We start from the raw sequence: 17,470 nt of genomic DNA on the forward strand, positions 1-17,470 counted from the left end.
AATGAATAAAAAGATATTATTAAGCCTTCTATTTACTTTCGGACTGTGTTTCACATCTTGTAGTGATTATTTAGAAGTTAATCCAGCAACCGGGTTTACCCAAGCTGAGGTTTTCGGTTCAGAAAGTGAAATACATTCAGCTGTTGCTGGTATATATACACTGATGTTGAGCGACGATGTGTATTCTAACCGTCTTGCTTTTGTATTTAATCCGAATACCGATGTAGAAATGTCGGGGATTTCAACTAATGCGGTTAATGTAAACGGTTCTGATATAGCCTGTTTTCAACCTAAGCCTTATTGGACTACTCTGAATTCTACTTGGAATGCGATGTACAAAATTATTAACTTGTCTAATGATGTAATTGAAGGAATTGAAAATTCTGCTATTTATAAAGCAGACCCGAAAGACAAAGCATCCAATATAACTCAAATGTATGGAGAGGCTAAGACACTTCGTGCGATGGTATATTTAGATATGATTCGCATTTGGGGAGATGTTGTATTTCGTACGAAATCATCAGTTGGAGGAGAGGATTTTACGGTAGGAGTTACCGATAGAAATAAAATTTTGGAATTTCTAATAGACGATTTGAAGTCTGTTGAACCGCTAATGCAATATCCTAATCAGTTAGATTTTGGTACAGAACGTGCCTCAAAAAGTTTTAATCAAGGCTTGATTGGTTTATTAGCTCTTACTCGTGGAGGATGGGCTTTGCGTCCTGATACTAGTGCAGCTACCGTAGGACACATGGTTCGTGGAGAAAATCCTGAGTTGTATTATGATATTGCAATCAAATATTTAGGTAAAGTAATTGATGAGAAGCACTATGATCTAAAATTGAGTTATAGCGATTTTTGGAAACAACAAAATAATTGGGTAACACCAGTTGATGATGATGTAATGTTTTCATTAGCTTTATTAAAAGGTACCTCAGGGGAATATGGATATTCCATAGGAGTTCCAATCACAGGACAAGTAATACAACCGGGATCATCAGCACCAGTAACTAATCCTTATGGAGGAGCTTCAGGAAGTCTTAGTTTATGTGGAACTTATTTGTACTCGTTTGATAAGAAAGATTTGAGACGAGATGTTACCTGTGCACCGTATTCGTATGATGTTAATCTGAATCAAGTAATTCGTTTGGATTTAGCTAAGTTGGCAACTGGAAAATGGTCGAAACTTTATGAGGAGAAACCATTGGGTGCTGTAAGCACTAAATCTACGGGTGTAAACTTCGCATGGATGCGATTTTCCGATGTATTGTTAATGTATGCCGAAGCCGTTAACGAACGTGTTGGCCCACGTGAAGACGCTCAAGAATGTCTAAGACGTGTACGTCGTAGAGCATTTGATAAGACAGATTGGTCAGCAAAAGTAGATACTTATGTGGCTTCTAAAAATACTAAAGAATCATTTTTCAATGCCATAATGGACGAGCGTGCATGGGAGTTTGGAGGAGAGAGTAAACGTAAGTTTGATTTAGCACGCTGGAATAAATACAGTTCAGTTATTTATAATCAATACAATAAATTGATCAACTGGGGTAAAGTAGCTAATGGTGCTTATGTTCAAGGTGTAGATAATATACCAGGAAGTGTGTACTGGAAAAACATTCCAGATCCTAAAAATGCAGGTCGAACCATTTTAGATATTCAAGGAATTGATCAGATTTTGACAGCTAAACCAGCAGGATATACCGAACAGGTTTTTGCATCAGCTTGGTATTCATTAAATAGTGATACTTCTACTTATGAACCACGAAATGACATCAAATGGAGTTTTAGAGGGTTCATCAATTTCAACAATGCAGCAAGTGTAACTCCTAATGATCCTTTGCGTTATTTGTGCCCTTATCCTTCTAAAGTGATTACAGATCATAGGGGAAATATTCAGAATTATTATGGCTTTAACTATTAATTAAATATAGTATGAAAAATTCAAAACGATTAATATATATAATTTCACTTTTAAGCATGATTTTGCTTGGAGGAATATTTAACTCTTGTCAAGAAGAGAATTTGGGATACGATAAGAATGGAGATTTATTTCAACCCAAATTTGTACTAGCAGCCCCTTTGGTTAAAGGTAATTCTATTGCATTGGTGTGGTACAAAGTTAATGATGCCGATTCTTATACGGTAGAATTGCATTTTGATAATTACTACACCAGCTTGTATAAATCTTATACGACTACGGATACCCAAATTTTTATGGATGATATTCCTTATAAAACACAGTATTACATTCGGGTTCGTGCCAATAAGAATGATACTAAATTTAATTCGCAGTGGTCTAATACGAATGCATTGACTGAGGATCGTCCTGTATATGCTCAAATTTTGAATCCTGTTGAGAAGGTGAATATTACTGAAATCGATGTGAAAGTAAGTTGGAAGATTGATACAGCAAATCCAGTGGATAGTATTTCTGTTGTACCAGCATCATCTAAGGATGTTCTTTCTATAGGACGTAAATTAACAGCAGAGGAAATAAGAATTGGAGAAGCTAAAGTAGAAGGTTTGCAAAAAAGTACCGCTTACAATTTAAATGTTTACGATAATACTAAATCACGTGTTTATGATAGACCTTATAATCAGGTAACTTTTCGTTCAGCAGGACCATCAGCAGGACAAATTTTGGTGATGAAAGGGGATGATTTAGATGCGCTATTGAGAGCGAACGATTTGGATCCAACGATTCCAGAAGGAACGGAATATTACTTAGAAGCAGGTTCGCTATTTAAAGTTACTCCTTTTACTATTTCAAAAGGTTTTAAACTTACAGGTAGTAACCAAGGCGAACGACCACAAATTGAATTAAACGGAAACTGGAATATTAAAAATGGAGGCTATTTGTCGTCCTTAGCGTTTGAAAACATTCGTTTTTATCAAACTATTGATGCGAGTTACTTCTTTAATAGTGGAAATTCTTGGACCATTGGCGAAGTTACTTTCTATAACTGTGTATTCAATAATTTCAGACGTGGTTTTTGGAGACATCAAGGAAATGGAAAATATAAAGAAGTAGGAAACTTTGAAATGAACTATTGTACATTGGATATGGATGGTGGTCATTCAGGTCCTTATGGTACTTTTGCTCTTGGCTCTGCTGGAGCAGATAATTTTAAAAGAGCCGTTTTCTCTAATTGTACTTTTATGAGAGATTATTATACCATTGGCACTGAAGTACCTGATAAAACGCGAAATTTTAAAAATTTGTTTGATTATGGTAGCTCTGCTTATCCAATTTATTTGGAATATAGCAATGTAACAATTTATGATTATGCATATAATCGTTCTTTAATTAATCTGCAGTCTGCCGTAGGCTCAACTTTGGTTTTTAAGAATGTATTGTTAGCATCTGCTTGTGGTAAAGTAATTCAGGCAATTGCCGCAGGTTGTACAACTTCATATAGTAATAATTACACCACTACGGATTATTTACTTGGCGCTTCTAGCATTCAAGGAACAGAATTGGGAATTAGTGCACTAAACTTGTTCGTAGATCCAAAAGCAGGAAATTTAAAAATTAAAGACCCTAATTCTCCAATTGTTACCAAAAGGGTAGGAGATACCAGATGGCTTCCATAAAGGATTAGCTTAACAAATAATATAATTGAGAATATAAGAGGTGTCCAAACAAGGTTACCTCTTTATTCTATTTTAAAATACTAATAAATCTAAACAAATTCAATTGGATAAGGATCATAGACTTTTTTTGTTTTTATGACTTTTTTACGAAATTGAGTTTGGTTGAAAACTATTTAAAATGAGATTAAAACGATTGCTAATGTCATTAGGTTTGACAATTTATTTTTTGGGAGTAAATGCACAAGGTTGGAATGCCGATGTAGGAAATGGAAAGTACAAAAATCCCATTTTGCATGTTGATTATTCAGATCCGGATGTATGCGCAGGTAAAGAGGGGTATTATATGACTGCTTCAAGTTTTAATAGCTCTCCAGGGTTACCTATTCTCCATTCAAATGATCTTGTAAATTGGGAGTTAATTGGATACGCATTACAAAATCAAGCTCCTGTTGAACACTTTAGAACCGTACGTCATGGCGATGGTGTTTGGGCGCCATCGATCCGTTACCACAATGGAGAATACTATATTTATTGGGGAAATCCAGACTTTGGAATCTATATGGTGAAAACTAAAGATCCTGCAGGTATTTGGGAAGAGCCCGTATTGGTAAAAGAAGGTAAGGGATATATCGATACCTGTCCTTTTTGGGACAAGGATGGAAAAGCCTATTTGTCCTATGCCTTTGCAGGAAGTAGAGCAAGTGTAAAAACTATTTTGATGTTATCTGAAATGAATTCGGATGGGACAGAACTGATCGGAAATCCAGCAATGGTTTTTGATGGGCATAATGGTCATACAACAGTGGAAGGCTCTAAGATGTATTATCTAAAGGGGTATTACTGGATTATGGCTCCTGCAGGAGGAGTAAAAACAGGATGGCAATTGGCCATGCGATCAAAAAATATTTGGGGACCTTATGAGTCAAAGGTTGTTTTACAACAAGGAGATACCGCTATTAATGGACCACATCAAGGCGGATATGTTGAAACTCCTAATGGAGACGGATGGTTTATACACTTCCAAGATCGTTGGGCATTTGGACGAATTGTGCACTTAGAACCTGTAAACTGGAAAGAAGATTGGCCAATTATAGGACTAGATACCAATCATGATGGTATTGGTGAGCCTGTATCGGAATGGAAAAAACCTAATGTTGGAAAATCGTATCCTGCAACTCCATTGGTTTCTTCAGATGAATTCAACAATCATCAATATGGATTACAATGGCAATGGCAAGCCAATCAAAACCCGAATGAGCAATGGGGATGGCAATCTGCTAATCTTGGATATCTCCGTTTGAATTGTATTCCACGTCCAGAGGAAATGAAAACGATGTGGATGATGCCAAATCTTTTTTTGCAAAAATTTCCTGGCGCAAACTTTACAGCAACAACAAAACTCACTTTCGAAAATAATCCCGATGCAAAAGAATGCAGTACAGGTTTGATTGTATTTGGTGAAGATTACTCCTACATCGCTATAGAGCAAAGTGAATCGGGGGATTTGAAATTGGTTCAGCGCTTAATGAAAGAGGCTCGCACATCCAAAGAAAGTGAAGTGGAAATAGCATCAATTGGTATAGACCAAAAAACAGTCTACTTCCGTGCTAAAGTTGAAATGATACAAAATGTAGAGCCCTATGATGCTAAAGTTACCTTTTATTATAGCACTAATGGCAAGGTATTCAAAGAGTTTGGTACGCCTTTCAAGCCCAGTGCCGGACGTTGGGTAGGAGCAAAGATTGGTATGTTTGCTACAGGAACTACGTCTATTAGTGATAGTAGTTATGCTGATTATGATTGGTTTAGAGTAAATGAAAATTAATAGGATGCGCAAATTGAAATTCTATATGATAGTTCTGTTAACGGCTTTTAATGTAGGCGTTGCACAAACAAATTCAAACGACATCTTGCCTATTGAATGGGCCAAGAAAATGGCCGATTCTGATCAAGAACGAAACCCTGATCCAGTGTATCTTGATTATGCCAAATACCCTAAATGGAATTATACGGGTGGCTTGGTAACTCTGGCCAATCAAAAGTTATATCAGTATACAGGAAACAATACCTATTGGGAGTATGCACTAGCCTATGCAGAACAAATGATAGATGAGGAGGGAAATATTCTCGGAGGCTATAAAATAGACAGCTATAGTTTGGATTTGATTAATCCTGGAAAAATACTATTCGATTTATATGCCAAAACAAAAGAGCCTAAATATAAAAAAGCAATGGATGAGCTTCACAAGCAATTGGAAACCCATCCGCGTAATACCGATGGTGGTTATTGGCATAAAAAAAATTATCCTTGGCAAATGTGGCTTGATGGTGTATATATGGCAGATCCATTTTCTGCCCAATATGGTTCTACCTTTAATGTTCCAAGTGCCATTGATGATGCCATCCTGCAAGTGGAACTTATTCAGCAACACACTTTCGAACCCAAAACAGGTCTAAATTTTCATGGTTATGATGAAAAGCGAGCACAATTTTGGGCAAATAAAGAAACTGGGTGTTCCTCGCATGTTTGGGGACGAGCACAAGGTTGGTATTGTATGGCTTTGGTAGATATTTTAGAATTTATTCCTCTAAATCATCCCAAACGCCAATGGATGATTAACAACCTGCAACAAGTATATAAAGCGGTGCTTTTAGCGCAAGAACCTGATTCTGGGGTTTGGTGGCAAGTGATGGATCAGCCAAGCCGAGAAGGAAACTATTTAGAATCAACATGTTCAACAATGTTTGTTTATTCGTTTGCCAAAGCCTTTAGAAAAGGGTATGTCGACCAAACCTATTTAAAGGCTGCAAAAAAAGGATTTAATGGCATTTTAAAACAATTTATAATTGAAAACTCTGACAATACGATCTCCATTACTAAATGCTGTGCGGTGGCCGGTTTGGGAGGAAAACAACCTGAAGACAGAAATGGATCATTTGAGTACTATCTCTCTGAACCCATTCGAAACGACGATGCAAAGGCCGTAGGTCCATTTATTATGGCTGGTGTCGAATTGCAAAAAGTATTAGATAAAAAATAGTGTATTAAAAATATAAATTATTTATGAAAAAAAGTATAACAGCCCTTTTAATTTGGATGGTATTGTTCTCAGTTACATCTTGTAACAACAAGACGATTAAAGGTATTAGGAATACGTCTTATTCTGAAAATGAAAAATCAATCGGTGGGTTGAATCTCCCTTTCAAAATGCCAGATGTGCAGATTCCTGTGTTTAAAGCTGATACTTTGAATATTGAGGACTTTGGGGCAGTTCCAAACAGTCAGGAACTTTGTACCGAAGCTATCAACGAAGCGATAAAAAAATGTTCCGAGTCCGGAGGAGGAGTTGTAGTTATCCCTTCTGGATTGTGGACAACAGGTCCTATAAAAATGAAAAGTAATGTTAATCTACACACAAAAAATGGCGCTTATATTTCATTTACAGGTGATTTAAGTCAATACAAACTGATTCATTCCTATTTTGAGGGCAACAAGGTTATTCGATGCGAATCTCCTATCACGGGAGTTGACTTAGAAAACATTGCGATTACCGGTCAAGGTATTTTTGATGGAAATGGTTCGAAATGGAGACCGGTTAAAATAGGCAAAATGACCGATGAACAATGGAAAACGTTGGTAAACTCAGGAGGCGTTCTATCTAAAGATCGCAAAATTTGGTATCCTTCCGAAGGCGCATTGATAGGAAATGAAGAAAAAGATAAATTGCCCAAAACGCCTACTGTCGAAAATATGGAACCTTACAAGCAGGCATTACGTCCAGTAATGGTAAGCTTTGTCAATTGCAAAAAACTGCTGCTGGATGGGGTTACCTTTCAAAATTCTCCAGCTTGGAATGTCAATCCGTTACTATGCGAGCATGTTACTTTAAGCAACCTAACCATTCGTAATCCTTGGTATTCTCAAAATGGAGACGGACTTGATATCGAATCTTGCCGAATAGGAACGGTAACCAACTGTCGTTTTGATGTTGGAGATGATGCCATTTGCATCAAATCCGGTAAAGACAAAGAAGGCAGGGAACGAGCAAAACCTACTGAATTGTTTGTAATTACAGATTGCGTAGTCTATCACGCCCATGGTGGTTTTGTGATTGGCAGCGAAATGTCGGGTGGTGTTCGCAATATTTTTGTCAAAAACCTAACCTTTAATGGTACTGATTGTGGCTTGCGTTTCAAGTCAGTTCGAGGTAGAGGCGGCGTGGTTGAAAATATTTGGATGGAAGACATCAGGATGAACAACATTCCAACCGATGCGATAAATTTCAATCTGTATTATTTTGGCAAAGCTATAGCCGAAGATCCTCATACAGGTGAAATGACTGTCGAAAAAATGCCAGTTTCAGAAGAGACTCCTGCATTCAAGAATATGTATTTCAAAAATATTTATGTAAACGGTGCCAAACAAGCTTTAAAAATTATGGGTATCCCGGAAATGCCTGTTCAAAACATACAATTCAAAAACATGATTATTCGATCGGAAGTTGGTATCCAAATGAATTATGTCCGTAAAATTGATTTTGAAAATATTGACTTAAGACTTGACAAACCAGGTATAGCAGCAAGTCTTTCCAATAGTCAAAATGTAACTATCGAAAGTTTTAAATCTACTGGAGAAAGCCAAGCTTTTTGGGTTGGAGGTGCTACCACAAAAGAGATATCATTGAAAATGAAAGGTTATAAAATGACTTTTGAAAAGGATATAAAAGTGCTGGAATCGATTAAAGATCAAGTAAAAATAATGGACTAATAAGAGGCGTGATTTGTTGTGTCTATAACAAACCAATAAGTCTAATTAATAACATTTAAAACTTTATAAAACATGAAAAAATAATACGAACCTGTAAATCTCCAACACGGATTTTGAAGTATTAAGATTTTAGTGTAAAAAAAACAATAATTTAAAATTTAGATGAACTATTAACAAACCAAACAAAAATGAAAATGAAAAAACATTACGTTATGTCCCTATTAATGATACTGTTTACAGCAATGGGATTTTCGCAAATAACGCAGCGAATTGAAGCCGAAACTTTTAATGCAGCCTCAGGGGCTAAAGCCGAAACGAATGCAGCTCTTTCCGGAACAGGAAATGTGGGTTACATTAAGAATAATACTTGGATTAAATTCAACGGACACGTGTTTAATCAATATGACACCAGTTTTACTGTGGCAGCTGCAGGAACAACGGGAGGAACGGTTGAATTTAGAATAGATGCAGCAGATGGTACTTTAATTGGTACTGCAACCGTATCTGGAAGTACTGGATGGAGCGATTATAAAAAGTTTTCAACTGCAATTACACAAACAACGGGTACTCACGATTTGTATTTGGTTTTTAAACATCCAACAAGCACAGGCTATTTATTCAATCTAGATTATTTTGAAAAAGTGACTAATGATCCTAGTGCAGTTACTTACACTTTGACTACCAATGTTAGTCCAGCTTCGTCAGGTACGGTTTCTTCGAATCCTGCAGGAACTGTATTTACCCAAGGGACTGCAATTACATTAACCGCAAACAAAAATTTTGGTTATAAATTTACTCGATGGGTAAATGGAAGTGGAACTCCCATTTCAACGGTTAATCCAATTACTTTTGCGATTACTTCAAATACTACTTATGTTGCCGAATTTGAACCAGTTGCTACTTATACCTTGAATGTAAATGTTCTTGGTGCATTCGGATTGGGAGAATACTCGGTTTCTCCTGCTGGTAAAGACGGGGGATTCACTATTTACGAAGCTGGAACAAATGTTACAATTACCGCTATTGAAAATGACATTATTAAATTCAGTAATTGGTCCAATGGATTGACAGCATTAAGTACTTCGGTAGTGATGAATGCCAACACGAGTATTACAGGCACTTATGATAACGTATCCTTTATAGCTGGTTGGACATTTAAGACCGATCAATATGCGCATCCTAGGATTGCTGAATTGTATTCTAATGTGGACAATAAACCACAGTTATTTGCTTATAATAGTAATGATAATATTGTTACTCCCAATGTGAGACTTCAAAACAGAGGAGGGAAAAATGGTTTTTGTGTATGGAATACTATTAGGGGTGATTTTTTTTATTTTATGACCTCCTTTTCAACAGTTGGATATAAAAATATAAACGTTTCATCTGGACTAATTGGGTATTATTACGGCTGTGACGAATGGACTTTTCAATATTCACTTGACGGTGTAACCTTTGTAAATGTTTCTAGCTTGACTACCATAAATTCAAGCTCCATTACACCAATTGGAGGAATCCTGCCAGTTGAGGCAGAAGGAAAAGCAAAAATTTATATCAGATGGTTTCCTAATGTCAATGGTCCAAAACACGGAAGTGCCACTGATGTAACGGCAACCGTAATATCCAATCTTATGGTTAAAGCCGATGAGGTTTTGGTGTTGGATGCGATTGCTCCAGTACTTCAAACCACACTTCCTGCTGCAGCTTCAACTACGGTTGGTGCCAGTGGTAATATCATCCTGACTTATGACGAAAAGGTAAAATTAGGTACAGGAACAGTAACTTTAAACGGAAAAGTTTTAACTCCAGAATTTGTAAATAAAACGGTAAAATTCAGTTATTTCGGATTAGAATATAACAAACAATATACTTTTAGTATGCCAGCTGGACTGGTTACGGATCTTTCCAATAATAGTGCAGCAGCAGTTAGTTTGTCATTTAAAACAATGGTAAAACCAATTCCAGCTAAGCGTGTATTTAATTTGATAGTTGATGCTGATGCAACAGTTGATCAGGTAGCTTCTGGAAAATATGTAAAAACTATTGCTGAAGCATTTAATGCAGCACCTTCAAATTCATCAACAAGATTTCTTGTACTGATTACCAATGGAACTTATAATCTTGGTGGCGATGGTACAAATCCACAAGGGATAGTGCTTCAACTTCCATCAGGGAAAAATAATGTGTCATTAATTGCCCAATCAAAGGATAAAGTTATTCTTCAAGGTAATCCAGGATGGGGTATTAAAAATGCTGTCCTATCTATTGAAGCCAATGATTTATATATGGAAAATGTAACCATTGAGCATAAAGATGGTATTACTACATCAGGACAAAGACCAGCATTGAATCCTGCTGGAGATAGAAATGTGTATAACGGTATCCGTTTGCGTAGTAAACAAGACACTCAAGTTACAGGCGGTAATAGAAGTTTTTATTATAAATCAACAATAGAAGGAGATGTGGACTTTATTTGTGGAGGAGGAATCCATTGGTTCGAAGAATGTAATCTTGTTTCTGTTGCAGCAGGTTATCTTGTTGCTCCCAATCACGATTCCAATTTACAATTTGGATATATTTTTAATAATAACACAATTACAGCTGCGACTAGCTATTATTTAGGACGTCCTTGGCAAAATGCTCCTAGAGCAGTGTATTTAAACACAACAATGATAAATGAACCTAACACTCAAGGTTGGGCAAGTATGGGAACTGTACCAGCACTTTTTGCAGAATACAATAGTGTAAATGCAAATGGAGTAGCCGTTAATACAGCAAATAGAACCAATGTGTTTACAGTAAATGGAGTGGCTCAAACAGGAAATTACAATCCGGTATTGACCAAAGCACAGGCTGATCAATATACGATAGAAAATGTTCTTAGCGGAACAGACAAATGGGATCCACGTTTAGTGGTAGAACAAATTCAAGCACCATCTAATCTTTCAGATATAGGAAACAACACCCTCAAATGGGATGATAATCAATATGCCATTTGTTATGTTGTGAGTAGAGAAGGCAAGGTATTGGCCATTACATCCGATGCCACTTATGTCGATACTGCGGCAGCAGGAGGAAAATACGCCTATACTGTGCAAGCAGCTAATGAATATGGTGGTTTGAGTACTGTTAGTTCTATTAGTACTTTGGGACTAGGAATGATAAAAGAATTAAGTGGGGTAAAAGTTTATCCAATGCCTACAAATGGTGTGGTCAACCTAACATTGCCTGAAGGAATGGGTAGTTTACATTATGATGTTTATTCAATGCAAGGGCAAAAGGTTAAAAATGGAGTGTTGGCAACTGATAGGTCTCGTTCAATAGATCTAGGCACTTTGAATGCTGGTGTTTACATTATCAGCCTGAAAAACAACGAAGGAGTTGTTTACAAAGTAAAAGTAATCAAAAATTAGAATATAGATTTCTTTCAAACAAGTTCTATGAGTACTGTGATGTTCAGGTCATTAATTATTTTAACAGTAACAGTACTCCTATTATAATAAATATAAAATCATAAATACTTAAAATTAGGATTTTAAGTAAAATATTAGATTATTAAACTTAACAAAAATGAAAAAACATTTTTTTATTTCGGTATTACTGATACTGTTTTCAGTAACAGGATTTTCGCAAACTATCCAGCGAATTGAAGCCGAAACTTTCAATACAGCTTCAGGGGCAAGAGCAGAGGTTAATGCATCTCTTTCTGGGGGAGGAAACGTAGGTTATATTAAAAACGGAACTTGGATAAAATTCACTGGACATACGTTTAGCCAATATGATACTCGTTTTGATGTGTTGGCTTCTGGCGTAACTGGCGGGAATATCGAGTTTCGATTAGATTCGACAGCAGGAGCTTTAATTGGAACAGCTACTGTATCAGGGACTACAGGATTTAGTGATTATAAAAAATGTTCAACCGCTATTGCACAAACAACTGGTGTACACGATTTATATTTGCTTTTTACTGGAGTAGGAACAGGGTATTTGTTCAATATTGATTATTTAGAAAAAATCACGACTGATCCTAATGCTGCTACTTTTACTTTGACAACAAATGTTAGTCCTGCTTCATCAGGTGCTATTTCTATGAATCCAGGCGGTACTTCTTTTCTACAAGGAACAGTAGTAACGTTAACAGCAACAGATAATTTTAGATATAATTTTGTTCAATGGGTAGATGAAAATGGAGCAATTGTTTCTACAAATAGTACACTTGAGGTTACTGTGAATGCAAATACTACTCGTGTTGCACAATTCAAAGCGGTAACTTTTCCGGATATCGCATCAACTCAGACGCAACCAAACATCTCTTCAACTCAGTATATAATTACAGAGTTAAAATATGGAGGTAATAGCTCTAATCTTGATAATTCGGGAGCAATAAATGCAGCTATTTCTGCTGCAAACGCTGCAGGAGGAGGCACCGTTGTTGTCCCTGCTGATGCTTCTCCTTTTTTGAGTGGTCCTATTACCATGAAAAGTAATGTGAATCTATTTATTTCAGCTGGAGCTACTTTGCAATTAATGCCTTATGGAAATGGAAACGGACTTCCTGCGGGTTCCTATCCAAATAGTGGATCAGCAGATGCTTATACCACTTTTATCTACGGAGAGAATCTTTCTAATATTAAAATAAGCGGAACGGGTACTATTGAAGGAAATGGTAGTGCTTGGTGGACTGCCTATGATGCAACGGGTATTGGTCGTCCTGGCATTATACGTTTTAAGGCCTGTAACACGGTTTTAATTACGGATATTACGATACAAAACGCACCCAATGTTAGTATCACTATGGGGAAAAGTGGTAGCGGTCAAGGATCAAATGGGACAATTAAAAACGTAACCGTTATGGCACCTTCATCTGCACCAAATACAGATGCTCTTGATGTTTGGTACTGGAATGGTTTGGATGTATTGAACTGTTATTTTTCTGTAGGTGATGATAATGTGGCAATAGATACGAATACTCAAAATGTTAAAGTTAAAAACAGTAGTTTTGGGGATGGTCATGGTGTTTCGGTAGGAAGCTACACTTCTAATGTAAGCAACCTTATCGTAGATAATTGTAGCTTCATTGGTACTTCCAACGGGTTTCGTCTTAAATCTAATACTACTCGTGGTGGCGGTGAAACTTCATTTACCTATTCAAATGTTACCATGAAGAATGTGTCAACTCCTTTTGCCATTACCTGCTGGTATCCCAAAGAGCCTACCGCTGATCCATCAACTCTAGTGGCTGGAACAGTCACAAGCACTACCCCAACTTGGAAAAATATTATATTCAAAAATATTACTGCGACCAATTCTGATAATGCAGGAATACTTTATGGTTTGCCAGAATCCCTTATCAACTCTGTGGTTTTTGATAATGTGAAGATTAGCGCGAACAATAAAGGGATGGTTACCAATTTCGTAACAGGGCTTATATTTCAAAACTGTTCCTCTATTACTATTCCTGCTGGTAAAGGAAATGCAATTATTCCTTATAAAGCAGAAACCGTAAGCGGCAGCGACATCATAAATGGCATCAATGCAACGACGGGAGCCTCGACATCATGTAATTTATCCATGGGGGATGTACCTTTTACTAATAAATTTTCTTTTTATCCAAACCCAATAAAAGGAGATAATTTCACTATAAGTACGGATTCAGGTATTGAAAAAATTGTACTTTATACTCTTTCTGGTGCAAAAATAAAAGAGTTAAATGGGAATGATTCAACTCAACAAACCATAGATGTCGAAGGGTTTTCTGCTGGTTGTTATCTTGTACAAATTACGTTGGATAATGGAAAAATTAACACAGCGAAGTTAATCAAGGAATAAATCGAAAGACTGTCAGTACTTTTAGTTCTTTAGTACTTGGAAAAATAAAAGAATCAAAAGAGTTTAAATAATGGGGTCTTAAGACTCCATTTTTTATTTTTTTAGTTACATAGTTTGCCGGAAAGGACTGGATTAATTGCGCGGTTGTTTGGCAAGATAGCAGCTGTCTTTATGAACATACTATTTTAATCCTTGCTTTACATATGGACATAAACTATTCTTTTTTGTTATTTTTACAAAAAAAAATCCTAAAGATGATTGACCTCGATTACCTTAATTTTCTCGAAAACATCCTGACTGAAAATCGTAAAAATAAGTTTTTGAAAGTATTGGAAAACCGAACCAAACATTTTACGGTTGTGGTGGAAGATATTTTTCAAATGCACAATGCTAGTGCCGTGATGCGCAGTTGCGAGGTTTTTGGTATTCAAGAGCTGAATGTGATTGAACAACGGTATGGGAAAAGTATTGATAAGGAAATCGCTATGGGTGCGCAGAAATGGGTTGATATTAATACATTTGACAGTGTTACGTCTTGTGTTGATACAATAAAAAATAAAGGGTATCAAATTATTGCCACCACTCCACACGAGAATGATTGCGAACTAGAAGATTTTGACATTACAAAACCAAGTGCTTTGTTTTTTGGAACAGAAAGAGATGGATTGTCTCAGGAAATTTTGCAAAAAGCGGATGGATTTATTAAAATTCCCATGGTAGGTTTTACAGAGAGTTTAAATATTTCTGTATCTGCTTCAATTATTATTCAAAACTTGACGAGAAGATTGCAAAAATCTAAAATTGAATGGCAACTGTCAGAACAAGAAATTTTGATCAAACGAATGGAGTGGGCAAGAAATTCCATAAAAGATATTAAAAGAATCGAAGAACGCTATTATTCAGAACGTTAATAAAATTTTAAATATAAATTTAACACTAAATTACGCTGCTTTATTTTTCGAGAAAAACTAACTTATAAGTGTTTTTTTGTTTGATATTTTGCTGAAAATTCAATAAAATTATTTGTTAAAGATAGGTTATTCCTTTAGTTTTGCAGCAACTATAACGATATAGTAATAAGGTAAATTTACATCAAAAAATCATGAAAAATTCTATTGCTATTCTTTGCGGTGGTGGGCCAGCACCAGGTATAAATGCGGTTATAAGTACGCTAGTTAAAATTTTTATTAAAGAGGATTATCGAGTGATTGGTATTCACGATGGATACAGGACTATTTTTACTAACACTCCTAATATAGATGATCTTGACTTTGAATATGCTGATAAAATTTTTAGTCTTGGAGGTTCTTCCCTTAGAATGAGTCGTTATAAGCCCAAAGATTCAGAGTTTAATACCGACTTTTTTGTCAATAATAATGTTAAACTTTTGGTTACTATTGGTGGAGATGATACAGCTTCAACTGCGAATCGAATTGGCAAATTCCTTGCTAGTAAGAATATAGATATAAGTAATATCCATGTCCCTAAAACAATAGATAATGATCTTCCACTTCCTGATAGAAATCCAACTTTTGGTTTTCACTCTGCTAAGGATGAAGGAGTGAGGATTGGTAATACCATTTATGAAGATGCTAGAACGAGTAAAAACTGGTTTGTGTTATCTACAATGGGACGCGAAGCAGGTCATCTTGCTTTTGGTATCGGAATGAGTTGTCATTTTCCAATGGTTATTATTCCGGAAATGTTCAATAAAAGCAGTGTAACTTTAGATAAGATTACCCGATTGTTGGTGTCAACTATTCTAAAAAGACTTGTAGAGAATATTCCGTATGGAGTAAGTATTATAAGTGAAGGGGTTTTTCATTTTATGGATGAAGATGAAATTAAAAATTCAGGTATCAATTTCACATATGATGATCATGGTCACCCAGAACTTGGAAATGTAAGTAAGTCACATATTTTTAATGTGCTATTGCAACAAAAATTAAAAAGTTTAAACATCGAAATAAAAAGTAGACCTGTAGAAATGGGTTACGAGCTTCGTTGTTGTAGACCTATTGGTTTTGATTTAACCTTATGTACTTTACTCGCAATGGGTGTTAAGAAGTTATATAAACAAGGTCTAACTGGTTGTTTGGTTTCAGCTAACTCAAATGGCGATATTAAGCCAATCTACTTAAAAGATCTTGAAGGTCCCGACGGAAAAATAAAACCACGTTTGGTGGATATTAATTCTGAAATGGCAAAACTTCTTTTTTCTGATTTACACTATATTACTCCTGTTGATTACGAGAAAGCAAAACTGTATGTTCCCCATCCAGAGGAATATGATTTTAATAAAATTCTCGGATGGTAAAATTAGACGTTTAATCCATTGAAAGATGTTTTAGAATTGTGAAATAAAAAAAAGTAGTAAATGATTTATACCGTTTACTACTTTTTTTATTTTGAATGCTCTTTAAATTTATGAAACAAATAAATTGGATATCTAGTTTTTCAAAAACTTGAATAATTTATTGGTATCAGTTTTTAAAAGATACATGCCTTTGCTTAAATCAGATAAATTAACAGATTCAATATTCTCGGCGCTCTTAATGGTTTTTACAGTTTTACCATTAAGGTCACTTATGGTTACCATTTTTATAGTAGAATCGGAATTAATATTCAATTTTTCTATAACTGGATTTGGATAAATGGAACTATTTTTTGAATTATAACTTTCAAGACCAAGAGCAACAGATCCCGCTACTAATGCCGTATCATCTACATAATAGGTATCCACAAATCCACCTAAATGGATCCATAATTGATAATCAGTAGCATTAGCTGTAAAAGTTTGTGAATATTGTGTCCAAGAAGTAGAAGTAGTGAAATTTGGCCCATAAAGTGAACTTCCACTATTCGAAGATTGGACTGTTCCTCCACCACTAACAGCTTTTATCCAAAAACTAACCGTGTAGGTGTTTCCTATAGTTAATGCTAAAGTCTTTCCATTTGCTAACTGAGGTTGGTAACCAGCAGCAGCAGTGCCAACAACAACTTTAGCGGCGTGAGTACCACTATGAATTGTTGTTGTTTGATCGGTAAGTATTGCGGTAGCAGCAGTATCATTAAAGAAGTTCCACCAATAATAAGGAGTATTACCCGTCGCGGTTCCATTAATACTCTCGAATCCTTCATTATAGGTTGATAATAAATTTTGGGCAGTCAGCGATGCTGTTGTTCCAATTACAGCGAACAGTAAAAAAAGTAATTTTTTCATCATAGTTTGTTTTTTAAAAGGTTGTTAATTAATTGTTTTTGTATTTCACAATC

Annotated in this window: 10 protein-coding genes; 9 read left to right on the forward strand and 1 reads right to left on the reverse strand. The window is 35.8% G+C overall.

What is annotated here, in order from left to right; genetic code table 11:
- The first annotated feature begins 1 nt into the window (after position 1).
- The 9 genes from E0F76_RS06315 to E0F76_RS06355 all read left to right on the forward strand — a co-directional run bounded on the left by E0F76_RS06315 (position 2) and on the right by E0F76_RS06355 (position 16,511).
- Positions 2-1,924, forward strand: a complete 1,923-nt coding sequence (locus tag E0F76_RS06315) for a RagB/SusD family nutrient uptake outer membrane protein (protein WP_132002954.1) — start codon at positions 2-4, stop codon at positions 1,922-1,924.
- Positions 1,925-1,935: 11 nt separating this feature from the next.
- The gene (locus tag E0F76_RS06320; protein ID WP_132002957.1) at positions 1,936-3,597 is read left to right on the forward strand and encodes a DUF4957 domain-containing protein; all 1,662 of its coding nucleotides are present in this window, start codon (positions 1,936-1,938) and stop codon (positions 3,595-3,597) included.
- A gap of 178 nt (positions 3,598-3,775) precedes the next feature.
- The gene (locus E0F76_RS06325) at positions 3,776-5,422 is read left to right on the forward strand and encodes a glycoside hydrolase family 43 protein (protein ID WP_132002960.1); all 1,647 of its coding nucleotides are present in this window, start codon (positions 3,776-3,778) and stop codon (positions 5,420-5,422) included.
- Positions 5,423-5,447: 25 nt separating this feature from the next.
- Positions 5,448-6,638 carry a glycoside hydrolase family 88/105 protein gene (locus E0F76_RS06330; RefSeq protein WP_220398902.1) on the forward strand — a complete coding sequence of 397 codons (1,191 nt, stop codon included), beginning with the start codon at positions 5,448-5,450 and terminating at the stop codon, positions 6,636-6,638.
- Between the two features lie 23 nt (positions 6,639-6,661).
- A complete protein-coding gene (locus tag E0F76_RS06335; protein WP_132002963.1) occupies positions 6,662-8,365 on the forward strand; it encodes a glycoside hydrolase family 28 protein in 1,704 nt (567 codons plus the stop codon).
- A 194-nt stretch (positions 8,366-8,559) separates the two neighbouring features.
- Positions 8,560-11,778 (forward strand): pectinesterase family protein, encoded by a 3,219-nt coding sequence (locus E0F76_RS06340; protein ID WP_165932645.1) that lies wholly within the window; start codon positions 8,560-8,562, stop codon positions 11,776-11,778.
- Positions 11,779-11,935: 157 nt separating this feature from the next.
- Entirely contained in the window at positions 11,936-14,194 is a 2,259-nt protein-coding gene (locus E0F76_RS06345) for a glycosyl hydrolase family 28 protein (RefSeq protein ID WP_132002969.1), read from the forward strand.
- A gap of 254 nt (positions 14,195-14,448) precedes the next feature.
- Positions 14,449-15,105 carry a TrmH family RNA methyltransferase gene (locus tag E0F76_RS06350; protein ID WP_132002972.1) on the forward strand — a complete coding sequence of 219 codons (657 nt, stop codon included), beginning with the start codon at positions 14,449-14,451 and terminating at the stop codon, positions 15,103-15,105.
- 191 nt (positions 15,106-15,296) lie between these two features.
- Complete coding sequence (locus E0F76_RS06355; protein ID WP_132002975.1) at positions 15,297-16,511, forward strand: 6-phosphofructokinase; 1,215 nt, start codon at positions 15,297-15,299, stop codon at positions 16,509-16,511.
- Between the two features lie 132 nt (positions 16,512-16,643).
- Here E0F76_RS06355 and E0F76_RS06360 read toward each other — a convergent pair whose 3' ends face one another.
- On the reverse strand, positions 16,644-17,420 hold the full coding sequence (locus E0F76_RS06360; RefSeq protein ID WP_132002978.1) for a T9SS type A sorting domain-containing protein: 777 nt from the start codon (positions 17,418-17,420) through the stop codon (positions 16,644-16,646).
- Between the last annotated feature and the right edge of the window lie 50 nt (positions 17,421-17,470).

The sequence above is a fragment of the Flavobacterium cellulosilyticum genome, from assembly GCF_004349355.1.
Taxonomy (GTDB): Bacteria; Bacteroidota; Bacteroidia; order Flavobacteriales; family Flavobacteriaceae; genus Flavobacterium; species Flavobacterium cellulosilyticum.